We start from the raw sequence: 24,693 nt of genomic DNA on the forward strand, positions 1-24,693 counted from the left end.
AAGCAGTGCAACACTGCTTACCCTATAATCTTAGTTTATTCTTCTAATCTGATGTCTAGTCCAAGACCTTTTAATTCATGCATTAATACATTGAATGATTCTGGTAATCCTGGTTCTGGCATAGTCTCTCCTTTAACGATTGCTTCGTAAGTTTTAGCTCTACCAATAACGTCATCCGATTTTACCGTCAAGATTTCACGTAATGTACTAGATGCTCCATAAGCCTCTAATGCCCAAACCTCCATCTCTCCGAAACGTTGACCACCAAACTGAGCTTTACCTCCTAATGGTTGTTGCGTAATCAATGAGTAAGGACCAATAGAACGCGCGTGCATCTTATCATCTACCATGTGACCAAGTTTCAGCATATAGATAACCCCAACAGTTGCACGTTGGTGGAATCTCTCTCCTGTACCTCCATCATATAAGTAAGTATGTCCAAAACGTGGTATACCTGCCTCATCTGTAAGAGCATTGATTTGATCTAATTCAGCACCATCAAAGATTGGAGTCGCATACTTTTTACCAAGTTTTTGACCAGCCCACCCTAATACTGTTTCATAAATCTGTCCAATGTTCATACGAGAAGGTACCCCTAATGGGTTCAATACGATATCTACTGGTGTTCCATCTTCTAAGAAAGGCATATCCTCATCTCTAACGATACGAGCTACAATACCTTTGTTACCGTGACGTCCAGCCATCTTATCTCCTACACGTAATTTACGTTTTTTAGCAATATATACTTTCGCTAATTTCAAAATTCCAGATGGTAACTCATCCCCTACAGTAATCATGAATTTCTCTCTTCTTAGAACTCCTTGAAGATCGTTTAATTTGATTTTGTAGTTGTGGATCAAATCAGTAATCATACCATTTGTATCCTCATCAGTTGTCCATTGTCCTTTAGTTAAGTGAGCGAAATCATCTACTGCAAATAACATTTTTTGAGTAAATTTCTTACCTTTTGGTAAAATCTCTTCTCCTAAATCATTCAATACACCTTGAGATGTTTTACCATTCACGATGAAGAATAATTTCTCAACTAAACGCTCTTTTAACTCGTTGAATTTAACTTCAAATCTAGTTTCTAATAAAGCCAATTCGTCTTTATCCTTAGAACGTTTACGTTTATCTTTTACTGCTCTTGCGAACAATTTCTTATCTAAAACAACCCCTCTTAATGATGGAGAAGCTTTTAATGAAGCATCTTTAACGTCTCCTGCTTTGTCACCAAAGATAGCACGTAATAATTTCTCTTCTGGAGTAGGATCAGACTCTCCTTTTGGAGTGATCTTACCGATAAGAATATCACCAGGCTTAACTTCAGCACCAATGCGGATCATACCGTTTTCATCTAGATCCTTTGTTGCCTCTTCAGAAACGTTAGGAATATCATTAGTTAACTCTTCGTTACCTAACTTAGTATCTCTAACTTCTAAAGTATAGTCATCAATATGGATAGATGTAAAGATATCTTCACGTACTACTCTTTCACTAATAACGATAGCATCCTCGAAGTTGTAACCTTTCCATGGCATGAACGCCACTTTCATATTACGACCTAGAGCAAGCTCTCCTTGTTGAGTAGCATATCCTTCACAAAGTACTTGTCCTTTAGTAACTCTATCACCTCTTCTTACAATTGGCTTTAAGTTGATACTTGTACTTTGATTCGTTTTTCTAAACTTAATTAAGTTGTATGTTTTCTCATCTGGATCAAAGCTAATTAAACGCTCTTCATCAGTACGATCATACTTAATGATGATCTTCTGAGCATCAACATACTCAACAGTACCTTCTCCTTCAGCATTAATTAAAACACGAGAATCTGAAGCTACTTGTCTTTCTAATCCAGTACCTACGATTGGAGATTCTGGACGTAATAAAGGAACCGCTTGACGCATCATGTTCGATCCCATCAACGCACGGTTGGCATCATCGTGCTCTAAGAAAGGAATCAATGACGCAGAAATAGAAGCAATCTGGTTTGGTGCAACGTCAGTATAGTGAACATCTTTTGGTTCAACTACAGGGAAGTCACCCTCTTCTTTTACTACTACTTTTTGCTCAGTGATAAATCCTTTTTCATCAACAGGAATGTTCGCTTGAGCGATTAACATACCTTCTTCCTCTTCTGCACTTAAATAAATAGGATCATTAACGATATCTACTTGCCCTTCAGTAACTGGACGGTAAGGAGTTTCGATGAATCCCATATTATTTACTTTAGCATAAACTGCTAAAGATGAAATCAAACCAATGTTTGGTCCCTCTGGTGTCTCAATAGGACATAAACGTCCATAGTGAGTATAGTGAACGTCACGCACCTCGAAACCTGCTCTTTCTCTAGATAAACCTCCAGGTCCTAGAGCTGATAAACGACGTTTGTGTGTAATCTCAGCTAATGGATTCGTTTGGTCCATGAATTGAGATAACTGGTTCGTTCCGAAAAATGAATTAATTACTGACGATAAAGTCTTAGCGTTAATTAAGTCGATTGGAGTAAACACCTCGTTATCACGTACGTTCATACGCTCACGAATAGTTCTAGCCATACGAGCTAAACCAACACCAAACTGAGCAGATAATTGCTCTCCTACTGTTCTAACACGACGGTTAGATAAGTGATCGATATCATCAATCTCAGCTTTTGAGTTAATTAATTCAATCAAGTATTTAACAATAGTAATAATATCCTCTTTTGTTAAAACTTGTTTGTCAATTGGAGTATCAAGATTAAGTTTCTTGTTCATTCTATAACGACCAACTTCACCTAGATTGTAACGTTGATCTGAGAAGAACAATTTATCAATAATACCACGTGCAGTTTCCTCATCTGGCGGTTCTGCATTACGCAACTGACGGTAGATGTGCTCTACTGCCTCTTTTTCAGAGTTAGTAGGGTCCTTCTGTAATGTATTATGTATGATGGCATAATCTGCCTGATTATTATCTTCTTTATGTAAAAGGATCGTCTTAACGTTAGCCTCAATGATTTCTTCGATATTATCTTTATCTAGGACTGTATCACGGTCTAAGATAATCTCATTTCTCTCAATTGAAACAACTTCTCCTGTATCCTCATCTACGAAATCCTCATGCCAAGTGTTTAACACACGTGCAGCAAGACGTCTTCCGCTATATTTTTTTAGTCCTGTTTTTGATACTTTAACTTCCTCTGCAAGGTCGAAAATCTCTAGGATATCCTTGTCTCTTTCGAATCCAATAGCACGGAATAATGTTGTAACAGGTAACTTTTTCTTTCTATCGATATAAGCGTACATTACACTATTAATATCGGTAGCAAACTCAATCCATGATCCCTTAAAAGGAATTACTCTCGCCGAATATAACTTAGTTCCATTTGCATGGAATGACTGTCCAAAGAAAACACCAGGTGAACGGTGTAATTGTGAAACTACAACACGCTCTGCTCCATTGATTACGAAAGTACCACTTGGTGCCATATACGGAATTGTTCCTAAATAAACATCTTGAACTATTGTTTCAAAATCTTCGTGTTCAGGATCAGTACAGTACAATTTTAAACGCGCTTTTAGCGGAACACTGTAAGTCAATCCTCTATCAATACACTCTTCGATTGAATAACGAGGAGGATCAACAAAGTAATCAAGGAACTCCAATACGAACTGGTTTCTTGTATCAGTGATCGGGAAGTTCTCCATGAAGGTATTGTATAAACCTTCCTTACCTCTCTCTTCAGATTTCGTTTCTAATTGAAAGAAATCTTTAAAAGACTTAACTTGAATATCCAAGAAATCTGGATACGCAGGTATGTTCTTTGTAGAGGCAAAATTTAATCTTTCAGTCTGATTTGTGATCATCAATGGACAAAAAATTTTGATTAGAATTTGAATTGTTTTTACGCAAAATCTCTTTATACGCAAAATGGTTTAGGCCTGTGGGAAGCTTCCCAAGACCTAAACCTAAAATATTTTTTAGAAAAAAACTATTTAAGCTCTACTACAGCTCCAGCTTCTTCTAATGCTTTTTTAAGACCTTCAGCCTCATCTTTAGAAACTCCTTCTTTGATGTTAGCTGGTGTAGAATCTACGATATCTTTAGCTTCTTTTAATCCTAAACCTGTTAATTCTTTAACAGCTTTAACTACAGCTAATTTAGAAGCTCCAGCTTCTTTTAATACTACAGTGAATTCTGTTTGCTCTTCAGCAGCATCACCTCCTGCACCTCCTGCAACTACTACAGCAGCAGCAGCTGGTTCGATTCCGTACTCATCTTTTAATATAGTTGCTAATTCGTTAACTTCTTTTACAGTTAAGTTAACTAATTGTTCTGCGAATTGTTTCAAATCTGCCATTTTTCTATCTTTTAATGATTTGTAAAAATATAATTTATTAATGTGCGTTCTGATGAACTTTAAAAACTAGATCTAGTCGTCGACTATTCTTCGTCTTTAAATTGGTTTTTAAGAGCTGAAATAACTCTTTGAGCTGGTGATTGAAGTAATCCAATGATTTCTCCAATAACTTCTTCTTTAGATTTAATAGCAACTAATGCATCTAAATTGTTATCTCCGATATAGATTTCCTCGTTGATATAAGCTCCTTTTAAAGCTGGAATATCAGATTTTTTTCTAAAGTCTTTGATAATTTTAGCAGGTCCATTTGCAACATCTGCAAATAAAACAGCACTGTTCCCTTTTAAAGTAGAAGGTAGCTCTTCATAATTTCTATCTGAAGCTTCCATTGCTTTAGCAAGCAATGTATTCTTAACTACTTCAATTTTAATTCCAGCTTTATTACAAGCTCTTCTTAAGTTTGAAGTAACTTCAGCATTCAATCCTGATATATCAGCGATATAGAAGATATTAGCGTCAGCTAACTTAGCTTTTAATTCTTCTATCGCTACTGCTTTCTGTTCTCTAGTCATACGAATAATTTTTTATTTACCAATTATACTGCTTTAGGGTCTAAAGCAATAGCAGGGCTCATAGTACTAGATATATTAATAGACTTGATATAAGTACCTTTAGCTGCAGTTGGTTTCAATTTGATTAATGTTTGGATTAATTCAGCTGCATTCTCAGTAATTTTATCAGCTTCGAAAGAAACTTTACCGATAGATGCGTGAACAATACCAGTTTTATCAACTTTAAAATCGATTTTACCAGCTTTCACTTCTTGAACAGCTTTCGCTACGTCCATAGTAACAGTTCCTGTTTTAGGGTTTGGCATTAAACCTCTTGGCCCTAAAATACGACCTAAAGGACCTAATTTACCCATAACAGCAGGCATAGTGATGATTACATCAACATCTGTCCAACCGTCTTTGATCTTTTGTAAGTACTCATCTAGTCCAACATAGTCAGCCCCAGCAGCTGTAGCTTCAGCTTCTTTATCAGGAGTAACCAATGCTAACACTCTTACATCTTTACCTGTTCCGTGAGGTAACGTAACCACACCACGAACCATTTGATTTGCTTTACGTGGATCAACTCCTAAACGTACAGCGATATCTACAGACTCGTCAAATTTTGCAGAAGCAACTTCTTTAATCAATGCAGATGCATCTTTCAAAGAATACAATCTATTCTTTTCAATTTTAGCAGCAGCCTCTTTTTGCTTTTTCGTTAATTTTGCCATTTCTTCTTTCTTTTACAATTAAAAAGGAGCTGTTCCTGTTACTGATATTCCCATAGATCTTGCAGTACCAGCTATCATACTCATAGCTGCCTCAACAGTAAATGCATTTAAATCAGGCATTTTGTCTTCCGCAATAGCACGAACTTGTTCCCAAGTTACGCTAGCTACTTTTTTTCTATTAGGCTCACCAGATCCAGATTTCACTTTCGCAGCCTCTAATAATTGAACAGCAGCAGGTGGCGTTTTAACAACAAAGTCAAATGATTTGTCTTTGTAAACAGTAATTTGTACTGGTAAAACTTTGCCTGGTTTATCTTGTGTTCTAGCATTAAATTGCTTACAGAACTCCATGATGTTAACTCCAGCAGCCCCCAAAGCAGGTCCAACCGGTGGCGATGGGTTCGCAGCACCTCCCTTAACTTGTAGTTTAACTACTTTACTAATTTCTTTTGCCATTTCTTAAAAAAATTTGGCACATCTCATTTGGAAGCCAAGATGTGACTATTGTAACATTATAATTTTTCTACTTGTGTAAAACTTAATTCTAATGGTGTTTTTCTTCCGAAAATCTTAACCATTACTTCTAGTTTACGTTTCTCTTCATTAATGTTTTCGATTGTTCCATCGAATCCATTGAATGGCCCGTCGATAACTTTCACTGACTCTCCTACTTCATAAGGAATAGATCCTGACTCAACTTTTACAGCTAGTTCATCAACTCTACCTAACATTCTGTTTACTTCTGACTCACGTAAAGGAAGTGGATCTCCACCTCTTTCACCTCCTAAGAAACCAATAACTCCTGTTATCGATTTAATAGCGTGAGGAACTTCTCCTGTTAAGTTAGCTTCAATCATAACATAACCTGGAAAGTAAACACGTTCCGTAGTCTTCTTTTTACCATCTTTTACAGTTACTACTTTTTCAGTAGGAACTAATACCTGTGATAAGTAATCTGATAAACCTAAACGAGTAATTTCAGTTTCGATATAATTCTTAACCTTATTCTCCTGTCCACTTACCGCACGAACCACATACCATTTTTTGACACTTGTATCAGCCATAATCTTTCTTTAATTTTCTCTATGCAGTAGCCCAATTATAAAATACTCCTAAAACTCTTCCGAACGCAGTGTCTACACCCCACGTTGCTAAAGAAAACAAAATTGCAAAAATAGCAACTATTATAGTGTATCGTTGAACTTCTGACCACGGAGACCAAGTAACATTACTTTTTAACTCTGTGAAAGCATCAGATATGTAATTAAAAACCTTTGCCATGTTAATATTGTTTTTGCACGGGTGGAGGGATTCGAACCCCCATCAACGGTTTTGGAGACCGCTATTCTACCCTTGAACTACACCCGTTTGTTAATAAAAGTCAGTGGCCGTAACCACTGACTTTTGGAACTTATTTATACTAAATAATTAGTCAATAATTTCAGTTACCTGACCAGCACCTACTGTTCTACCACCTTCACGGATAGCGAAACGTAAACCTACTGATAAAGCGATTGGGCTTAATAACTCAACAGTGATAGTTAAGTTATCTCCAGGCATAACCATCTCTACTCCTTCTGGTAATTGGATAGTTCCAGTTACGTCAGTTGTACGTACGTAGAACTGTGGACGGTAGTTGTTATGGAATGGAGTGTGACGTCCACCTTCTTCTTTTTTCAAGATATAAACCTCAGCTTTGAATTTAGCGTGTGGTTTTACTGAACCTGGTTTACAAATAACCATACCACGACGGATATCAGTTTTGTCAATACCTCTCAATAATAAACCTACGTTATCTCCAGCTTCTCCACGGTCTAAGATTTTACGGAACATCTCAACTCCTGTAATAGTAGAAGTTAATTTGTCAGCTCCCATACCGATGATTTCAACAGCATCTCCTGTATTAGCAACTCCAGTTTCGATACGTCCTGTAGCAACAGTTCCACGTCCTGTAATTGTAAATACGTCTTCTACTGGCATTAAGAATGGTTTCTCGTTGTCACGTACTGGCTCTTCGATCCAAGCATCAACTTCTTCCATTAAGTGTAATAATGCGTCAACCCATTTTTGCTCTCCGTTTAATGCTCCTAAAGCAGAACCTTGAACTACTGGTCCATTATCACCATCGTATTGGTAGAAAGATAATAAATCTCTTACTTCCATCTCAACAAGCTCTAATAACTCAGCATCATCAACTAAGTCAACTTTGTTTAAGAATACAACGATTCTTGGAATACCTACCTGACGTCCTAAAAGGATGTGCTCACGAGTTTGTGGCATTGGTCCATCAGTAGCAGCAACTACTAAGATAGCACCATCCATCTGAGCAGCACCAGTAACCATGTTTTTCACGTAATCCGCGTGACCTGGACAGTCAACGTGTGCATAGTGACGGTTTTTTGTTTGGTACTCTACGTGAGAAGTATTAATTGTAATACCACGCTCTTTTTCTTCTGGAGCATTATCAATTGAATCAAATGAACGAGCTTCTGAGAATCCTGCGTCAGCTAATACTTTAGTAATAGCAGCAGTAGTAGTAGTTTTACCGTGGTCAACGTGTCCGATAGTACCGATGTTTAAGTGCGGTTTCGAACGATCAAAAGTTTCCTTTGCCATGATTTAATAATTTAATCTTAGTTATATAATTAGTGTTCAAATATAATAAAAAAACCTGAGCCAATGACGGGATTTGAACCCGTGACCTCTTCCTTACCAAGGAAGCACTCTACCCCTGAGCTACACCGGCTTGATGCTTCTTATTCTCTGTGGGGAGAGCAGGATTCGAACCTGCGAAGGTTTCCCAACGGATTTACAGTCCGTCCTCGTTGGCCGCTTGAGTATCTCCCCTCAAACTGTGTTTGATATTACTTTTCTTTGAGCCGATGGAGGGACTCGAACCCACGACCTGCTGATTACAAATCAGCTGCTCTAGCCAGCTGAGCTACACCGGCAAATGACTCAATAGAAAAAGTCCGCTATTTCTAACGGACTGCAAATGTATATATTTTATTGATTAAAAAAAACAATTTACTTATTTTTTTAAATTAATGAGCTTTGATTTTCTCTTTGTGTTTTACCACTAATCGCTCTAGTGCATCTGCTCCAGCATCTAAACCTTCTTCGAAAGTCTTACACGTTTTTTTAACAATCATCTCGTCACCCGGAACCAGTACTTTTATTTCTGTAATCTTATTTTCTTTTTCATTTGTGTTCTCTAATTTAAAAAAAACATCTACTGAAACTATCTTATCATAATACTTTTCGATTTTTGACAAACGCTCGTTTGCAAAATCTACCAACTTACGATCCACATTGAAATTAATAGCTTGAATGTTTACTTTCATAATTAACGGTTTTAAAAGGTTATTTTTCTTTATTCTTCCCTCTTGGATGCGAACTTTGATACACTTTCTTCAACTCACTTAGATTAATCTGTGCATATCCTTGTGTTGTTGATAAGCTTTCATGCCCCATTAATTCTTTAATTGAATTAATATCTGCTCCTCCTTCTAAAAGGTGCGTAGCAAAAGAGTGACGCAACATATGAGGGCTTTTCTTCTCCTTTGTTGTTGCATTACTAAAGTATGAATTTATTACTCGATAAACAAACATTTCATCAACTTTCTTACCAGATTCTGTTACCAAAAGTCCCTTAATACCCACCACAGAACTCAAGACTAAACTTCTTGATTCAAGATATTTTTTCAATAACACTTCTACACTACCTAATAATGGTACGATGCGCTGTTTTGACCCCTTTCCTAAAATACGCACTTGATGCAAATAAAAATCTATATCATCCACATCTAAAGCAACCAACTCTGCTCTACGAAGCCCAAGACAATACAACATCTCCACAATCAGCAAATCTCTCAGAGAATTAAAATCCTCCTTACCTTCAAACATCGTACGTACTGCATCAATCTCTTTTATAGAAAAAGGCAATTGCAACTTTTTTTCCACTTTTAAAGATCGATGTAAGTAAAGCGGATTAGTCTCTACCTCCCCTATCTTCAACAAGAATTTATAAAAAGAACTCAGCGCACTAGTCTTTCTATTTATAGACCGATTAGTCAGTCCCTCTTCGGATAACTTCACTATCCAGAGACGAACACCATCATATCCTGCCTTTAGATAATCTAACGACAGTTGCTCTAAGAAAGACACATAATCTCCAATATCGTTCTGATAGGCTAAAACCGTCTTGTCAGAATACTTTCTTTCTTTCTGTATATACTCAATAAACTTTTCTAAATTTTCAAACATAAAAAAAACCGTTGCAACAAAGTTAATACTTTATTACAACGGTTATTTTTTAATATTCAATACTTATTAGATTTCTACTGAATCTTTCAAGTGTTGAACGTATGCAGCTTTTTGCATTTTGTCTCTTTTAAGTACAGACGGTTTTAAGAATGCCTGACGAGATCTTAACTGACGTAAAGTTCCTGTTCTGTCAAATTTTCTTTTATAGCGCTTAAGTGCTCTATCGATATTTTCTCCGTCTTTAATTGGAATGATTAACATGTTTTCATACACCTCCTCTCATTAGTGGTGCAAAAGTAAAACTTTTTTTATTCATCACAATAAAAAAACATCTTTTTTTAAAAAACATATACTTAAAAACAAATACTTATCGTTTATCTAAGAAATAAAGATAGAGAACTAACAGCCATAGAAACGAGTGTGAACATTCTTAGAGCCTCTTACCTAATTATTACCCACTCTTTGAGGTTTCCCTCCCAAAAACAACAATTTCAAAAATTCTATACGAATACTTAAGATCACATTGTTTCCTATACTATCTACTAAGGTATTAGTACATAAAACAGCTGACCAAACAGCTAACTTCTATACACTTACCATCCTACTAAAAGCAAACCTATTCCTAAAGCTAAAAATGCTAAACACAGTGTGAAGAACAGATATTTAAAATAACCTTTAATCCCTTCTATTGCATACTCTAGCCCTTCTCTATCATGATTTCTAATGGCTGACTTTAAGCCTATACTATAGTTTAACATTCCTATTACAGAAACTAATTGAAGAAAAAACAAAATAGCTAAAGTGAAAACGACTATCATCTTATCTGAATATGCTATCCCAAACATAATCACTAATAAGACACTTAACATCAAATTACACACAGCTATAAACGCTCCCCATCTACCAATACTTCTCAAATATGACTGTATCTTTTGAGTAAACACAAATTCTTTTGTCATCATTCAAACAAATTAAGGTAAATCAATTATCACTAATGAATAAGCAATCCAGCCGATAAAAGAGGATACTAACAGCATAATAAATATCCCCATAATCCTCATACTCCAGCTCACGCTCATTAATCCACTCTCTAATAACTCCACATTATTCACATCCACAGCTTTTCTCAATTTCTTACTACTATTCATCAGGTGTACATTAATCAAAAAGAAAATCACACAACCCCCTGCTAATATTAAACAGGTATCTTCTGTCATTAGTCGATCATCTAACGCTGGGTTATCAAACATTGGGGGTTTTACCTTATACTTCATATAGTATAATGTATACCCTACTCCTCCTAAAGAAAGTAACATCGTCACATAACTTACCCGATTCATATAAGTTCCTAATAGTCCTAAACCACTATGCATAGAAGTAAGTACTTTTATATTACTCTCTGTGATTTGTTCGTAACCTTCATTCATTAATAATAGGTATTATTTATCCTCACCAAATTACTAAATAAATCTAGGACTACTATTATCCTTTTTACTTCTTACTAATTCTCCGCTAACCAGCTCTTAAATTCACTCACTCTTTCTCTACTCACAATCACCTCATCTGTATAATTCCTCATCGTTAGTTTTAATCGAGCAGTAGACAGTTGTACGATCTGTTCTATATAATCGATACACACTACTTGAGATCTATTCACTCGAAAGAACTTCTCTGGGTTGACCATTTTAATAGCTGCTTCTATAGAGCCTTCTTCTAGCAGATGAGTCTTTCCTTCTACTGTAGAGACATACACTCCTCTATCCTCTCTATAAAAACACACCACCTCATCTACCAACACCATCTTTATCTGCATCCCCACTTTTATCATCAGCCGTTTTGCATAACTATTCCCACCTATACTTTGCCTAAGGTTTTCTACGGTCTGTGTTGTACTGCGTTGTTGTGACTTGTATTTATTAATAGCACCTAATAGTTCTGTTGGCTCTATTGGCTTTAGTAGATAATCAATGCTGTTTAGTTTAAATGCCTTAATCGCATAGTGATCAAAACTTGTGACAAAGATGATAGCACTCTTAATCTCTACTTGTTCGAATATCTCTAATGACAGCCCATCCGCTAACTGTATATCAGCAAATATCAAGTCTGGGTGCTCATGTTGCACAAACCAAGGGATAGCCTCACTTACAGAATACAGCGTATGCTGTACTTCTAACCCAAGTTTTTCTAATTCTCTACTTAACAGCCTTGCTGCAGGCTTCTCGTCTTCTATAATTACTATTTTCATCAGCTGTCTTTTCTAACTAAAGGTATTCTAACGCTAAAACTATCTTCTAAATCTTTTATCACAATATCTTGTTTAAACAACAACAGACTTCGCTTAGACAAATTCTGAAGTCCTAATCCAGTTGAATCTACTTGTTTAGGCTTCGCACATCTTTCATTCCACAGCACTAAACCATTATCTTCTACAGTAAGTATCACACTAATTTTTCCATCAGAAGGAATTATATTGTGCTTTACTACATTCTCTATCAAAATCTGTAGACATAACGTAGGTACTTGTATATCGCTATAGTGCATCACCTCATCACTAATTCTGAAATCAATAGCATTATCATAACGCACATTGAGTAGATATACATAGTCTTTTATAAAAGCTACCTCATCAGATAGAGCACATGATGTATTGTCTAATCTTTCTAATACATACCTATAAATTTTAGAGAACGAACGGGCGAACTGTTCTGCCTTAACAGGATCCTCTTGTATTGTACTTATCAGTACATTCATATTGTTAAACAAGAAGTGTGGCGATAGCTGCTCTTTCATACTCTCTATCTGACTCTTCTGTAATTCTATCTCTATTTCCTTATTCTTCAACTCTAACAACCTTAATTGATCATTATAAGCAAATATGAATACAACAAGTAAAATAAATACACTAATCAACACAATTGCTAAGAAGTTACCAAAGCGCATATGATCTCCATTGTAAAAGTCTTTAAACGATAAACCATAAAAGATATTGAGCATTATAGCTAAGAACAGATAATAGGCAGTAACAGAAGTAATGATACCATTTATAAAGAACGCTATATTACTAACCTTCTTACTTAACTGTCCTTTTATCTTTTTTTCATGCCTCTCTATCCCCCAACAAACTAAAGTGCTTGTAATAAAATTAGACAGATAGATCAGTACTGATAATACAAATGAAGAGAATGTAGCTTTTTGAAAACGAGCATTACCAAACAACTCAAAAAAACTCATCCCTTTATCTTGAAAAGAATAGTAAGATATCATTAAACTTAAAATCAATCCAAAGCTGGTAGCTAATAGAATATGTCGACGCCAATTAATAACCATAGTTCTCATGTATAAAAATCTAAATTACAACAAAGACAGTAACAATTATTTCCCTTTACACAATTCTTGTGTTTTTAATGCCCAATCTTTCCCCCATGATGGATAAAATGGCACATCACTCTTCTGTTTATCGAATAGCTCTATCGACTTCTCTAGCATCTTACAGTAATAAGTCATATCTACCTTCATAAACTTAGCGCTATTAATCTGAAAACTTGCCACAGAGTACACCGCTCTCGGATTAGTAGGATCTAACTCTATCGACTTATCATACGCTTTATTGATAATTGGAGTCTGTACCATCCCCTTATTCATCGGATCAGTAATTAACTCTAGTGTCTCATTCATTCCTTTTAATACATACCACTCACTTCCTCCCTTTTCTAACCATTGGTCTATTAGTACGCGGTTAGCTGCTACGATATCTTCTATATTATCAGCCTGCGGATTACTAAACCCTCCTGTGATACTTATAAACACCTTGTAGTACACTGGTATCCAATTCTCTTTATCAGACATCGCTATGCGGTCTAGCATAGCCACTGCTTCTTTCGATTGCCCACTTTGCCATTGTTGCATCGCTTTTTGCATTCCTGCCTCGTATTTAGATTGTCCGAAACTCATTACACTAAATACACTGAATAATAAAATCAATAACTTTTTCATCTTTCTAATTATTTAATTACACAACAAATCTACACTGACTATCAAATCTTTAAAAAACGAACTGCGCGAACTGTTGTTTCTAATGTTTAAGTTGTTTTACAAATTCTCTAATTGGTTTTTCTTCTTATCAGCACTTATTGTCCACATAAACCCTACATATATAAATCGCTTTGCAGAGGCATTTGTGATATCAGGTTGTCCCCCTCGTTGATTAAACTGATAAGCATACACAGGATTGCGTCCTAACAAATTATCTACTGATAAGTACACTATCTTTTGCCCACTGAATAGATAAGCCCAGCTCATACTTACATTGTGTATGGGACTACTCTCATAAGTAGCTTTATTAGTTGTATTTATATCGTGAAAGTGACGTGGGCTACTGTAGTTATACGTCATACTCACCTGAGACTTCCATTGCTCTATCCAGTACTTCGTCACCACAGAGAAATTGTGCTTCACTACATAAGACGGCTGTATCCATTCGTTCCAATACATCTCTTTACGTTGAGAGTCAATGTAAGTATAGGTTACCCAATAGCTAAAATTCTTAAACGTGATATTATCTTTCCAAAACAAATCAAATCCCTTTGCATACCCCTCTCCTAACTGTGCATACTCACTTGGTTTACCCAGTGGAGTTAATAACAACTTACTGTAATCTTTATAGAACATCTCTGCTCTCAATAGACGTTTTCTAAACTCATAAGTATAGTTCAGTATATAATGATTAGCCTGCATCCAGTCTTCTTGTTTCACTGCTAATGACTGTTCTAAGTTCATCGCTTGATTAAACACCCCATAAGAGAAAGACATCTGATGCTTAGATGTCATCTGATACGTCAGCATCGCTCGTGGCTCCACTGTCCAATCTTCTATCTCTGAATACTTACTCGTTCTCAAACCAGCTCTCAATGACAAGTCTGATGTTATCTTCCAATTGTTCTCAAAAAACAATGCCCATCTATTCGCATCCGTACCTAAGTCTTCTGCTCTACTTCCTTTACTTCTCGTCAAATCTAACTTAGAAGCCTGTACATCTACCCCAACAAAAAACTGAAACTGCCCATTCCACTGATAAGACAACTTCACCTTCTGATTCACATCCCAACTAATCTTCTTTACACTCAAATCATTGCTATCTCCTGTATAATCCATATACCCTAACCCTGTACCAATATCAAGTCTCATATAAGGAGTAAGCTTCTTAAAGAACACACTATTCATATACACATTACTCGACTTAAAGCCTAGTGTATCTACTCGATTACTTGGTTGTATCTCTTGCTCATACTTAATGGTAGAGAAGTCTACAGCAGTATATAGTTTATATCCTCCGTCCTTAATCTCGCGCTTATACATCATCTCTCCAGAAGCTGTAGAGAATGGTTTTTTAGTATTATATCGCTGTCTTACCACTGCAGTATAGGCTCCTAAGTTTAGATAGTTTAGACTATATGACAGCGAGTTCTTGCCCCACTGATGTGTCTGCGCGAAGCTCCCTCCTACAGTAGAGATAGAGTAATCTCTACGTGAAGGATCTATCTCATCTGATGTATCTAACTGTAATACTCCTGATAGCGCATCTCCAAACTCTGCGCTATACCCTCCTGCTGAGAAGGACATTCCCTTAAACAGAAATGGATTAAACTTAGAACGCACAGGTACATTACCCACCGAAGAAGTATAAGGCTGAAACACCCTTACACCATTGACGAATATACCACTCTCCTCTGCTCTACCTCCACGTATCAGTAGCCTCCCATCTTCTCCATTGGTCTGCGCTCCTGGCATGGTACTTAGGACTCCCATAATATTACCAGGGCTACCCGCAGTACTCACTACATCCATCGCATTTAATCCTATACTCTCTGCGCGTCCTCTCTTATTCTTACTATTCGTAGTAATAAGTATCTCTCCCATCACCTCATCTTGCCCACTTAACACAAAATGTTCATTATAATTCTCCTTTGTATTGATCTCTACATCTAGATTGCCATACTGTGGGTGCATTAACTTCAGTACGCCACTCACTACTGTATCTGTAACTATAAAACTGAAATGCCCTTTCGCATCGGTCAATCCTCCTTCAAAGCTATCTTCAAGGTATACATTCACATTCTCGATTGGTTTATTCTTATCGTTTACCACTGTACCCGATAGTTGAATCTGTTGTGCCTGTAAAGCACCTAAACACATGGTTAATAACAAACATAGTAGTGTTCTCATCTTTCTTCTTGATTAACTCTATCACAAACGTAATCTGACAACACAACTTCTAAAAAAACGAGTGCGCGAATGGGAGTATTTACTGCGCGAATGGGGATTGGTTAACAGTTTACTGTTATCAGTTCGCGGTTCACAGTTTTAGTGATGTGGATAAACTCTAGTACATTGAGGTGTTTATTTATTCTTGTTGACTTATAGCCATAAAAAAACGGTTAATAGCTTTTATACTATTAACCGTTTTTCGTATACTAACTCAGATAAAGAATGCTATATTGAACAGATTAGGTTTAAAACATAACACTTTGTATCATATACAGCATGTCTTATAATATGAGATTCCTCCTTCGTCGGAATGACATACTAGACAGATAGAGCTATTCTTTTAAAAAAAGCTTATGAGAAACAATTCATTAGTATCTTACATCAAATAAGGATCATCATTAAGAATGTATTATGTTAGACACAAAGTATTATGTTTCTACCGTGTTATTACATACAATACACCTACATGACCATCGAAGTCAAAATCATTCTCCTACTTCTCTATCTTACGAATCCTATAATGACTGTCATAACTAAATTAATTATAAAGAATAAACAGAAAACAAACAATAACTTTCGAATAGTACTGAAAGTGTCTTCTAAAAATTCTTCAGAATTATGAATAATGGTCTTTCTGATTCGTCTACTTAAAAAGAACAAATGCATACATGAATAACTACTTAATACAAAACTTAACAGATTCATTAAAACAGGCAGATATTCTTGTTTTGATAACCTCACAAATAGTTCAAAAAAACTGACTAAACTAATGACTCCACATACAACAATTAAAGGTATAACCCACTTACTAATACGTTTTAAGTAGAGTAGTGATTGTTCTGTTAGCACTAACTTTTGATTGCTATCTTCACTATGTTGATTTACTTGATTATTCATGACTTAATAACTGAGAAAAAAATTATAAATGCAGTAATAATACCTACTAAAACAGAACTAGTGATAAGTATAGTTATCCTACTAAGATTACCTAAACTATATTCTAACTTATTACTGTTCTTCATCTCTAAAGCTATTTTTAAAGATGTACTAAATCTATATAGAAGATAACATATATACACAAATATTAAGAAGGCTAATAAGAAACACAATCCTAAACCAAACAATTTACCATCTATAAAACCCGCTATTATGATAAGGAAAAATTGACTCATTAAAGGTTGAAGTGTATCACTTAAAAAAAGATCAAATAGTATTACTAACAATACCTGTGATAAAATTAAGATTAATAACGCTTTTGCTAATACTCTTATCCGTTTTAATTGGCCAATAGACATAGCTGATATCCCTAATTCTTGCTTTGTATATTCTTTTATTTCTTTATCCATTTCAGTTCTATTTTTTATACTATTTAGTCAAAAAGTATTGCCGCCTCTACTGTGCTATTACATACAACACGCCTATATGCTCATCGAAGTCAAAATCATTCTCATAGACTAGTTCTATTTTCTCTAATACTTTAATCGATGCGATATTCTCTTTCATCGCTCTACCAATAATACAGTGTAGCCCTAAGGTTGTAAATCCATATTCTAAACACGCCTTTGCGCTCTCGGTAGCATACCCCATATTCCAATGCTCCTCATAGAAGCGAAAGCCTATATCTGTCTTATCTATATCAGCATTGTACTTCAGCCCACACCATCCTAAGAACGCATTGTCTTCCTTACGAATAACTGCCCATCGTCCATATCCGTTTCTCTCATAATCGCTATAATTAGCTAAGAAAGTATGCGCATCATCCACACTGTCAAAAGCATCATCTCCTGTATAGCGCATCACATTAGGATTAAGGTTTAGTTGATAAAAGTGCGCTGCATCTGCAGTAGTTAATTCTCTTAATGCTAATCGATCTGTTTCTAAAACGCTCTTCATGCCTATTCATATTTCCAATAGGTTAATATTACGAATATTTAATGAAGTAACAATTCATAAACTCCTTATAAACACCCTATTCATTTTAGAGTTGACCTACTTTGGAGAAAATGATCTGATTTGGTTAAAATAGATATTTATGAGAAAACGATAATCCTTATCAACTCTTTATTGACAAGGCTTACAAGAAATTGGTTACGCTTTACTAAGCACATTGTTCGGAAGTTGTTCGGAAAAACCTCGGTTTTTACTAGGATAAAGACCCCTTTTCCGAACGACACTAAATCTGTCTCCGAACCAAACTATATCAACAAAAACATATCATTACTAACATCCTATATTATACCTCCCTACCTCGACTACCATATATATGGTATATTCTGAAAATGACTAATAAAAAACAAGGTTTATAAATATCTTTGCTTTGAATAATTTAGTACTTTAATCAAAAATACAGGTATCAGAACATGAAGAAATTCTTTAGTAATACAATAGTAAAACTTTTACTAGGGGTGATAGTTGGTCTAGTCATAGGACCATATCTTACAGACAGCTTACTACAAATCATCTTATCAACGAGACATATACTAGGTCAGATCATTCTGTTCTTAGTACCGCTGATCATTCTAGGATTCGTAGTATCTTCTATCGCTAAACTAGACAAGGGACAGACTGGTATAATCGGTTTCTCTATTATTATTGCTTACTTATCTAGTATCGGAGCAGGGTTCTTTAGTAGTACACTAGGGTTTAACATTATCCCTCACTTACAGATAGAGAACAATGTGGAGACTCTTAAGGAGCTTCCTGCGATGTTGTTTAAGCTAGATATACCGCCAGTTTTTGGAGTAATGACTTCTCTGACACTTGCCTTAATGATTGGTATCGGTATTCTATGGACAGAGTCTAAACCACTAGAGCGTGCATTTGATTCTTTTAAAGGTATCGTACTATTATTAGTGAATAGAGTATTAGTACCTGTATTGCCATTCTATATTATGGCAAACTTTGCATTACTTAGTTATGAAGGGTCTATACAGTCACAGCTACCTGTGTTCTTAACTGTGATTCTTATCGTGATAGTGGCACACTTCATTTGGTTAGGTGTGTTATATACGATAGCAGGGATATACTCTGGTAAGAATCCATGGGAAGTTATTAAACACTATCCTCCTGCTTACCTAACAGCAGTAGGGACGATGTCTTCAGCGGCTTCTCTAGGTGTAGCACTACAGTCTGCACACAAAAGTAAAGTGCTAAAACCTGAGATCACGAACTTCACTATTCCGTTCTTCTCTAATATACACTTATGTGGATCAGTATTGACAGAAGTATTCTTCGTGATGACTGTATCTCAAGTGTTATATGGTACATTACCTACGCTGGGTACGATGATCTTATTCGTACTACTACTAGGTATTTTCGCTATCGGAGCACCTGGTGTACCTGGCGGTACTGTAATGGCCTCATTAGGTATCATCGCTTCCGTACTAGGTTTTGACGATGCTGGTATTGCATTAACCTTAACGATATTTGCATTACAAGATAGCTTCGGTACTGCATGTAATATTACAGGAGATGGAGCACTTAGCCTTATGGTAACAAAATACAGTGATAAATAAAGATAATGAGGGAGGGCCTGTGCTTTCCCTTTTTTATACCTTCTACGCTATGCTAAAGAAATTAGTAAACAATACTATCGTTAGATTAATATCAGGAGTAATCATCGGTCTATTAGTAGGACCTTATCTAAATGATATTCTACTTCAAGTCATCTTGTCAACGAAACATATTTTAGGGCAATTAATCTTATTTTTAGTTCCTTTAATCATCTTAGGATTTATCGTATCGTCTATCGCTAAGCTAGATCAGAAGTCTTCTGTTATTATAGGGTTCTCCCTAGCTATAGCCTATATATCGAGTGTGGGAGCAGGACTATTCAGTGGTTCATTAGGATACACTATATTACCTTGGCTAGATATCCCCTCTACTGCTGCTACGGGAAGAGCATTACCTGAAATGCTTTTTAAACTAGACATTCCACCTATATTCGATGTGATGACTTCCTTAGTACTTGCACTCATGATAGGTTTAGGTATTCTATGGACGCAGTCTAAACCACTAGAAATCGCCTTCGATCATTTTAAAGAGATCGTGTTATTATTAGTCAATAGAGTACTAGTTCCTTTATTACCTCTATACATTGCATGTAATTTTGCTTTGCTTAGTTATGTAGGTAGCATACAGTCCCAATTACCTATATTCTTAATCGTGATTATCATCGTGATCTTAGCTCATATCGTATGGATCGCCATCTTATACACGATCGCAGGTCTGTACGCTAAAAAGAACCCATGGGAAGTACTCAGACATTATGGACCGACCTATCTAACAGCATTAGGCACGATGTCTTCAGCGGCTAGCTTAGGTGTGGCTCTACAATCGGCACATAAGAGCAAGGTACTGAAACCAGAGATTACGAACTTCACTATTCCGTTCTTTTCTAACGTACACTTATGTGGTGCTATGGTTACAGAGACCTTCTTTGTGATGACAGTATCCTTAGTCCTTTATGGGCATTTACCTGATGTTAGCACATTGATTCTCTTTGTGCTTTTGCTAGGCGTATTCGCTCTAGGAGCACCTGGTGTACCTGGGGGAGCGCTAATGGCATCCTTAGGATTAATAACCTCTATGCTGGGCTTCGATGATACAGGGATAGCATTAGTATTAACCATATTCGCACTACAAGACAGTTTTGGTACTGCGTGTAATATAGTGGGTGATGGCGCATTAAGTCTTATGGCGACAGCATTCCATGAACGACAACAAAAAAGGGAAGCTCAGTAGCTTCCCTTTCTTATATATCGCCTAATCTGATTAGTCTTTTAAAATGTTACGAGAGATAACTAATTTTTGAATCTCTGTAGTTCCTTCTCCGATAGTACACAACTTCGAATCACGGAAGAACTTCTCTACTGGGAAGTCCTTAGTATATCCATATCCTCCATGGATTTGGATCGCTTCTGTAGATACTTTCACACATACTTCAGACGCATACATCTTCGCCATAGCTCCGATCTTAGTCATCGGTTTGTTATTGTTTTTTAAGAAAGCTGCTTTGTGTAATAATAACTCAGAACACTCAATCTCAGTAGCCATATCAGCTAATTTAAAACCGATAGCTTGGAATTGGCTAATTGGTTTTCCGAATTGAACTCTCTCTTTTGAGTATTTTAATGCCGCTTCATAAGCTCCTTTAGCAATACCTAATGATAATGCACCAATAGAGATACGCCCTCCATCTAATACTTTCATCGCTTGAATGAACCCTTCTCCTACTTCTCCTAAACGGTTAGCATCAGGTACACGACAGTTATCAAAGATAAGTTCTGCAGTCTCAGATGCACGCATTCCTAATTTATTTTCTTTCTTACCACTAGAGAATCCAGGTGTACCCTTCTCTACTACGAAAGCTGTCATCCCGTGAGAATCACCTTTCTCTCCTGTACGAACGATAACAACTGCAACGTTACCAGAGATAGCGTGAGTGATAAAGTTCTTCGCTCCATTTAAGATCCAGTGATCACCATCTTTCACAGCTGTAGTACTCATACCTCCTGCATCAGATCCAGTGTTGTGCTCTGTCAATCCCCATGCACCAATCCACTCTGCTGTCGCTAGCTTAGGTAACCATCTTTTCTTTTGTTCTTCATTGGCAAATGATAAAATATGATTAGTACATAATGAGTTATGTGCTGCTACTGATAAACCAATAGATGAGTCAACTTTAGAAATCTCTTCTACGATAGTGATATATTCGTGGTAACCTAGTCCCGATCCTCCGTATTCTTCAGGAACTAAAACTCCCATATATCCCATCTCTCCTAGTTTTTTAAATAAATCTACAGGAAAGATTTGAGCTTCGTCCCATTCCATAATATGTGGACGAATATGTTGTTCTGCAAAGTCTCTTATAGATTGAGCAATCATTGCTTGAGTTTCATTGTATTCAAAATTCATGGTTGATAGTTTTAATTCGTAAATCTCAAATATAAACTAATTATATCAATTTTGTCAATAGGGAATTTCTCAATTTGTAGTAATCCTTCTTTATTAACAAAATATCCGTTCATACTCCTATGCTTAACTACTTCTCTTGCGATATAATAATTCATATAGGGTAATTCTTTCAATTGATTTATAGAGGCTTCATTGATATTTAAAGTTGTAACAGTTGGGGCATTCATCACTTTAAAATGCCTATATAATTCATTTACAACCTCTTCAGAAAGCCCATACACAAACCTTAACTGCTGTATGGACACAAAACCGCCGTACTTCTCCCTTTCTTTCATAATCTTATCTGCATAATACGGGCCTATTCCTCTGACTTTCTGTAAGTCTTCTAAAGTTGCACTATTTATACATATTGCTACTACAGGGACATCTACTTTAGGCTTACTATACTCAACATATTCTCGTTTCACCTTAGGGTTATTCACCCAATCTGGGAACTTAAAATAAGTACTATAGGTCTTCAGCCATTCGTCTGAAACTTGAGTAACTTGTTGAAATTCTTTAGCAGAATTGACATACTTATTCTCCTTTCGGAATAACAATAACCGATCTATCTCCGCTGTAGACATTCCTAAAACAAAGCCTCGATAATCTGTAATAAAGTTGGGGTTAAAAGGATAGATCGTATCTCGCTTAGCTATAGCAATAGTATTAATACTATCTAAGAGACTAATCTGCTTCTGATACTCATCGTTAAAAAGGGTAGAATACTGATCAACTATATGTTGATCAGATGACCTAGGATAATAGATATAAAGCTGAATGGCAATCACAAGGAGCACTAAAAAGAAAAGGCCTCGCTTCTGTGACTTCGTGTAGTAGTAAAATCTTTTTCTGTAGTTAGATAACATCTCCTCTTTTTACAGGAAAATTACAAGATTACTATCTAACTCACATACAGTATTCAAAGAGATTTATAGGTCGAACACTGATGTTCTCTTTGTATAGATTAAGTCTTTAATACGAGCTAAAAAAGCTAAAGTAAGATATAAAGCAAAAGCTAATCCTAAGGTGAAGAATGATAAATAGATAAAGAACAGACGTACACTAGTAGCGCGCATCCCTAGTCTATCCCCTAGACGGCTAGATACTCTGAATCCTCTTTTCTCGAAATAGTGTCTTAAACTAGTAACCATACCTATATCATATTAACTAGACAAAGATAAACAATATCCATCACAGCGAAGTGAACTATGGTGTATGATTAACTTTTTTTGAGAAATTCTTTCCCTATAGCACACTCTATACATCGATTAGTATCACAATACTTCTTCTTCAGATGAACTAGAGCTTGGCTATCTACAGCATTAATCGCTGTTATATTATAATTAGAGAATAAACTGACGATACTGTTCTTCTCCGCTTTTATGCTTTCGGCTAGTGTTATAATATCACTAATATCGTAATCTTCATGCGATATGGACTTCTGATAAATAATCTGCATCGGTAAAATGACATTGATAATTACTAAATCAATAAAGTCTTTAGTCAGCTTCTTAGCCTGTTTCTTACTTACTTTATTAAATACATAATGTGTCTCCCAATATGAACTCACTTTTATATCAAATAATTGATAGAAATAATTTAAATCTGTTGTTGTCAGTATCTTTACAACAGGGATCTGCTGGTGATATAACCAACTACTCAGCTGTGCTAATCTAATAGTAGGAAAATTAGGTGGTCTAAGCTGAAAGAAACGTATCGAGGATGGGGGTGATACTGAAATAGTATACTTATGTCTTAAGAATGCCCACTCTCTTTTTATGTCTTTTACGTAGTCATCCTCTAGCTCATACTCTTCTTCTAACAGACCTGTTACTCCAAACAATAGGGCTTCTATTTGTAACAAGGATTGGGATTGTTTATAAATAGACACTATAGGTAGATGTCTTACTGCATCATAGAATGCTTCGCCATTCGCGTTCAAACCAAAGCTCTTAGCTAGAAAACAAAAGAATACATGTTCCCAATGATTATTTGTTTCTAAAAGCAATTGTTCCATTGGTTTGGTTTTTTCTATCAACCGTTCCAGAAACAACTTCTCTTTCCAGAAGGTCCAGATACATGGGTCAACTGCTCCTATGCTATCTTCACAGTTTAAGTGATTCTTGCGCAAAAAGAGTTGAGTACATTTCTCTAATACTTGTTGATCTACATAGTTCTTCAAAATGAAAACAGATATCTCACTGCCATCTAATCTAAAAACTGGAATATCATATTCCCAAACTACGTGTAGTATCACACTATCATAACGTTGATCTCGCTCGTGATGATGTGCATACCAGTCAGAAGCCTTAATATGTATCTCTACATTTCCCGCCCATTCCTGATCAGCAATGCATATTCTTGCATTAAAAAAGTCAGGCCCATCTAGACCTGTAAAAGTCCCTGTAGAAAGTATATTGAGAGATTCATTAGATGTTGTATATAAGTCTTTAGAATTGAACAACTGATTTGCCCAAACATAATGTAGAAATGCTTCTTTCATAAAAGTATTCGCTTATTGATTATATTCAATTCGTTTTCTCTATTTTTATAAAAAACTATAATCACACTAACTACA

The 24,693-nt window shown here is 36.0% G+C and carries 25 protein-coding genes and 4 tRNA genes; 2 read left to right on the forward strand and 27 right to left on the reverse strand.

Features of this window, described 5'->3' with window-relative positions; translation table 11 throughout:
- Positions 1-35: 35 nt before the first annotated feature.
- The 23 genes from rpoB to RT228_RS03690 all read right to left on the reverse strand — a co-directional run bounded on the left by rpoB (position 36) and on the right by RT228_RS03690 (position 18,050).
- Entirely contained in the window at positions 36-3,848 is a 3,813-nt protein-coding gene (gene rpoB / locus RT228_RS03580) for a DNA-directed RNA polymerase subunit beta (RefSeq protein WP_006259588.1), read from the reverse strand.
- Between the two features lie 125 nt (positions 3,849-3,973).
- Entirely contained in the window at positions 3,974-4,342 is a 369-nt protein-coding gene (rplL, locus tag RT228_RS03585; protein ID WP_006259589.1) for a 50S ribosomal protein L7/L12, read from the reverse strand.
- A gap of 83 nt (positions 4,343-4,425) precedes the next feature.
- Entirely contained in the window at positions 4,426-4,914 is a 489-nt protein-coding gene (gene rplJ / locus RT228_RS03590; protein WP_006259590.1) for a 50S ribosomal protein L10, read from the reverse strand.
- 23 nt (positions 4,915-4,937) lie between these two features.
- Positions 4,938-5,627 carry a 50S ribosomal protein L1 gene (rplA, locus tag RT228_RS03595; RefSeq protein WP_006259591.1) on the reverse strand — a complete coding sequence of 230 codons (690 nt, stop codon included), beginning with the start codon at positions 5,625-5,627 and terminating at the stop codon, positions 4,938-4,940.
- Positions 5,628-5,645: 18 nt separating this feature from the next.
- On the reverse strand, positions 5,646-6,083 hold the full coding sequence (rplK, locus tag RT228_RS03600) for a 50S ribosomal protein L11 (protein WP_006259593.1): 438 nt from the start codon (positions 6,081-6,083) through the stop codon (positions 5,646-5,648).
- 56 nt (positions 6,084-6,139) lie between these two features.
- On the reverse strand, positions 6,140-6,691 hold the full coding sequence (nusG, locus tag RT228_RS03605; RefSeq protein WP_006259594.1) for a transcription termination/antitermination protein NusG: 552 nt from the start codon (positions 6,689-6,691) through the stop codon (positions 6,140-6,142).
- Between the two features lie 19 nt (positions 6,692-6,710).
- A complete protein-coding gene (gene secE, locus RT228_RS03610) occupies positions 6,711-6,908 on the reverse strand; it encodes a preprotein translocase subunit SecE (protein WP_006259595.1) in 198 nt (65 codons plus the stop codon).
- 16 nt (positions 6,909-6,924) lie between these two features.
- A tRNA-Trp gene (locus RT228_RS03615) sits at positions 6,925-6,995 on the reverse strand.
- Positions 6,996-7,055: 60 nt separating this feature from the next.
- Complete coding sequence (gene tuf / locus RT228_RS03620; protein WP_006259596.1) at positions 7,056-8,243, reverse strand: elongation factor Tu; 1,188 nt, start codon at positions 8,241-8,243, stop codon at positions 7,056-7,058.
- 58 nt (positions 8,244-8,301) lie between these two features.
- Positions 8,302-8,373 (reverse strand) — tRNA-Thr (locus RT228_RS03625).
- Between the two features lie 20 nt (positions 8,374-8,393).
- Positions 8,394-8,474, reverse strand: a tRNA-Tyr gene (locus RT228_RS03630).
- A gap of 30 nt (positions 8,475-8,504) precedes the next feature.
- Positions 8,505-8,578 (reverse strand) — tRNA-Thr (locus RT228_RS03635).
- Positions 8,579-8,671: 93 nt separating this feature from the next.
- On the reverse strand, positions 8,672-8,971 hold the full coding sequence (hpf, locus tag RT228_RS03640; protein WP_006259597.1) for a ribosome hibernation-promoting factor, HPF/YfiA family: 300 nt from the start codon (positions 8,969-8,971) through the stop codon (positions 8,672-8,674).
- 19 nt (positions 8,972-8,990) lie between these two features.
- Positions 8,991-9,893, reverse strand: coding sequence for a tyrosine-type recombinase/integrase (locus RT228_RS03645; protein WP_006259598.1), 903 nt, complete (start codon positions 9,891-9,893; stop codon positions 8,991-8,993).
- A gap of 66 nt (positions 9,894-9,959) precedes the next feature.
- Positions 9,960-10,154: a 30S ribosomal protein S21 gene (gene rpsU / locus RT228_RS03650; protein WP_006259599.1), complete on the reverse strand. Its 195-nt coding sequence runs from the start codon at positions 10,152-10,154 to the stop codon at positions 9,960-9,962.
- 332 nt (positions 10,155-10,486) lie between these two features.
- The gene (locus tag RT228_RS03655) at positions 10,487-10,855 is read right to left on the reverse strand and encodes a hypothetical protein (RefSeq protein ID WP_230456765.1); all 369 of its coding nucleotides are present in this window, start codon (positions 10,853-10,855) and stop codon (positions 10,487-10,489) included.
- A gap of 9 nt (positions 10,856-10,864) precedes the next feature.
- Complete coding sequence (locus RT228_RS03660) at positions 10,865-11,320, reverse strand: hypothetical protein (protein ID WP_006259601.1); 456 nt, start codon at positions 11,318-11,320, stop codon at positions 10,865-10,867.
- A 74-nt stretch (positions 11,321-11,394) separates the two neighbouring features.
- Positions 11,395-12,138, reverse strand: coding sequence for a LytR/AlgR family response regulator transcription factor (locus RT228_RS03665; protein ID WP_006259602.1), 744 nt, complete (start codon positions 12,136-12,138; stop codon positions 11,395-11,397).
- Positions 12,138-13,220 carry a sensor histidine kinase gene (locus RT228_RS03670; RefSeq protein WP_230486183.1) on the reverse strand — a complete coding sequence of 361 codons (1,083 nt, stop codon included), beginning with the start codon at positions 13,218-13,220 and terminating at the stop codon, positions 12,138-12,140. Before RT228_RS03670 ends, RT228_RS03665 begins: the two co-directional genes overlap by 1 nt.
- A gap of 45 nt (positions 13,221-13,265) precedes the next feature.
- Complete coding sequence (locus RT228_RS03675) at positions 13,266-13,886, reverse strand: hypothetical protein (RefSeq protein ID WP_006259604.1); 621 nt, start codon at positions 13,884-13,886, stop codon at positions 13,266-13,268.
- A gap of 96 nt (positions 13,887-13,982) precedes the next feature.
- Entirely contained in the window at positions 13,983-16,115 is a 2,133-nt protein-coding gene (locus tag RT228_RS03680) for a TonB-dependent receptor (RefSeq protein ID WP_006259605.1), read from the reverse strand.
- 935 nt (positions 16,116-17,050) lie between these two features.
- Entirely contained in the window at positions 17,051-17,503 is a 453-nt protein-coding gene (locus tag RT228_RS03685) for a hypothetical protein (protein WP_006259607.1), read from the reverse strand.
- 46 nt (positions 17,504-17,549) lie between these two features.
- Positions 17,550-18,050: a GNAT family N-acetyltransferase gene (locus RT228_RS03690; protein WP_006259608.1), complete on the reverse strand. Its 501-nt coding sequence runs from the start codon at positions 18,048-18,050 to the stop codon at positions 17,550-17,552.
- Between the two features lie 467 nt (positions 18,051-18,517).
- Between RT228_RS03690 and RT228_RS03695 the strand changes: the two genes are divergently transcribed.
- Both RT228_RS03695 and RT228_RS03700 read left to right on the forward strand, forming a co-directional pair.
- On the forward strand, positions 18,518-19,672 hold the full coding sequence (locus tag RT228_RS03695) for a dicarboxylate/amino acid:cation symporter (protein WP_058699090.1): 1,155 nt from the start codon (positions 18,518-18,520) through the stop codon (positions 19,670-19,672).
- Positions 19,673-19,721: 49 nt separating this feature from the next.
- Positions 19,722-20,900: a cation:dicarboxylate symporter family transporter gene (locus RT228_RS03700; protein WP_006264679.1), complete on the forward strand. Its 1,179-nt coding sequence runs from the start codon at positions 19,722-19,724 to the stop codon at positions 20,898-20,900.
- Between the two features lie 30 nt (positions 20,901-20,930).
- Here the strand turns inward: RT228_RS03700 and RT228_RS03705 are convergent, their stop codons facing one another.
- The 4 genes from RT228_RS03705 to RT228_RS03720 all read right to left on the reverse strand — a co-directional run bounded on the left by RT228_RS03705 (position 20,931) and on the right by RT228_RS03720 (position 24,618).
- The gene (locus tag RT228_RS03705) at positions 20,931-22,073 is read right to left on the reverse strand and encodes an acyl-CoA dehydrogenase family protein (protein ID WP_006259611.1); all 1,143 of its coding nucleotides are present in this window, start codon (positions 22,071-22,073) and stop codon (positions 20,931-20,933) included.
- Between the two features lie 11 nt (positions 22,074-22,084).
- Positions 22,085-22,981, reverse strand: coding sequence for a ComEA family DNA-binding protein (locus RT228_RS03710; RefSeq protein ID WP_313138471.1), 897 nt, complete (start codon positions 22,979-22,981; stop codon positions 22,085-22,087).
- A gap of 63 nt (positions 22,982-23,044) precedes the next feature.
- Positions 23,045-23,266 carry a hypothetical protein gene (locus tag RT228_RS03715; protein WP_006259613.1) on the reverse strand — a complete coding sequence of 74 codons (222 nt, stop codon included), beginning with the start codon at positions 23,264-23,266 and terminating at the stop codon, positions 23,045-23,047.
- Positions 23,267-23,334: 68 nt separating this feature from the next.
- Positions 23,335-24,618, reverse strand: a complete 1,284-nt coding sequence (locus RT228_RS03720) for a DUF2851 family protein (RefSeq protein WP_259637928.1) — start codon at positions 24,616-24,618, stop codon at positions 23,335-23,337.
- Positions 24,619-24,693: the final 75 nt, after the last annotated feature.

Source organism: Myroides sp. (genome assembly GCF_032073645.1).
Classification (GTDB): domain Bacteria; phylum Bacteroidota; class Bacteroidia; order Flavobacteriales; family Flavobacteriaceae; genus Flavobacterium; species Flavobacterium odoratimimum.

Coding starts and splice junctions, on each gene's coding strand:
- rpoB (WP_006259588.1), bottom strand. CDS start 3,848: ATGATCACAAATCAGACTGAAAGATTAAATTTTGCCTCTACAAAGAAC.
- rplL (WP_006259589.1), bottom strand. CDS start 4,342: ATGGCAGATTTGAAACAATTCGCAGAACAATTAGTTAACTTAACTGTA.
- rplJ (WP_006259590.1), bottom strand. CDS start 4,914: ATGACTAGAGAACAGAAAGCAGTAGCGATAGAAGAATTAAAAGCTAAG.
- rplA (WP_006259591.1), bottom strand. CDS start 5,627: ATGGCAAAATTAACGAAAAAGCAAAAAGAGGCTGCTGCTAAAATTGAA.
- rplK (WP_006259593.1), bottom strand. CDS start 6,083: ATGGCAAAAGAAATTAGTAAAGTAGTTAAACTACAAGTTAAGGGAGGT.
- nusG (WP_006259594.1), bottom strand. CDS start 6,691: ATGGCTGATACAAGTGTCAAAAAATGGTATGTGGTTCGTGCGGTAAGT.
- secE (WP_006259595.1), bottom strand. CDS start 6,908: ATGGCAAAGGTTTTTAATTACATATCTGATGCTTTCACAGAGTTAAAA.
- tuf (WP_006259596.1), bottom strand. CDS start 8,243: ATGGCAAAGGAAACTTTTGATCGTTCGAAACCGCACTTAAACATCGGT.
- hpf (WP_006259597.1), bottom strand. CDS start 8,971: ATGAAAGTAAACATTCAAGCTATTAATTTCAATGTGGATCGTAAGTTG.
- RT228_RS03645 (WP_006259598.1), bottom strand. CDS start 9,893: ATGTTTGAAAATTTAGAAAAGTTTATTGAGTATATACAGAAAGAAAGA.
- rpsU (WP_006259599.1), bottom strand. CDS start 10,154: ATGTTAATCATTCCAATTAAAGACGGAGAAAATATCGATAGAGCACTT.
- RT228_RS03655 (WP_230456765.1), bottom strand. CDS start 10,855: ATGATGACAAAAGAATTTGTGTTTACTCAAAAGATACAGTCATATTTG.
- RT228_RS03660 (WP_006259601.1), bottom strand. CDS start 11,320: ATGAATGAAGGTTACGAACAAATCACAGAGAGTAATATAAAAGTACTT.
- RT228_RS03665 (WP_006259602.1), bottom strand. CDS start 12,138: ATGAAAATAGTAATTATAGAAGACGAGAAGCCTGCAGCAAGGCTGTTA.
- RT228_RS03670 (WP_230486183.1), bottom strand. CDS start 13,220: ATGGTTATTAATTGGCGTCGACATATTCTATTAGCTACCAGCTTTGGA.
- RT228_RS03675 (WP_006259604.1), bottom strand. CDS start 13,886: ATGAAAAAGTTATTGATTTTATTATTCAGTGTATTTAGTGTAATGAGT.
- RT228_RS03680 (WP_006259605.1), bottom strand. CDS start 16,115: ATGAGAACACTACTATGTTTGTTATTAACCATGTGTTTAGGTGCTTTA.
- RT228_RS03685 (WP_006259607.1), bottom strand. CDS start 17,503: ATGGATAAAGAAATAAAAGAATATACAAAGCAAGAATTAGGGATATCA.
- RT228_RS03690 (WP_006259608.1), bottom strand. CDS start 18,050: ATGAAGAGCGTTTTAGAAACAGATCGATTAGCATTAAGAGAATTAACT.
- RT228_RS03695 (WP_058699090.1), top strand. CDS start 18,518: ATGAAGAAATTCTTTAGTAATACAATAGTAAAACTTTTACTAGGGGTG.
- RT228_RS03700 (WP_006264679.1), top strand. CDS start 19,722: ATGCTAAAGAAATTAGTAAACAATACTATCGTTAGATTAATATCAGGA.
- RT228_RS03705 (WP_006259611.1), bottom strand. CDS start 22,073: ATGAATTTTGAATACAATGAAACTCAAGCAATGATTGCTCAATCTATA.
- RT228_RS03710 (WP_313138471.1), bottom strand. CDS start 22,981: ATGTTATCTAACTACAGAAAAAGATTTTACTACTACACGAAGTCACAG.
- RT228_RS03715 (WP_006259613.1), bottom strand. CDS start 23,266: ATGGTTACTAGTTTAAGACACTATTTCGAGAAAAGAGGATTCAGAGTA.
- RT228_RS03720 (WP_259637928.1), bottom strand. CDS start 24,618: ATGAAAGAAGCATTTCTACATTATGTTTGGGCAAATCAGTTGTTCAAT.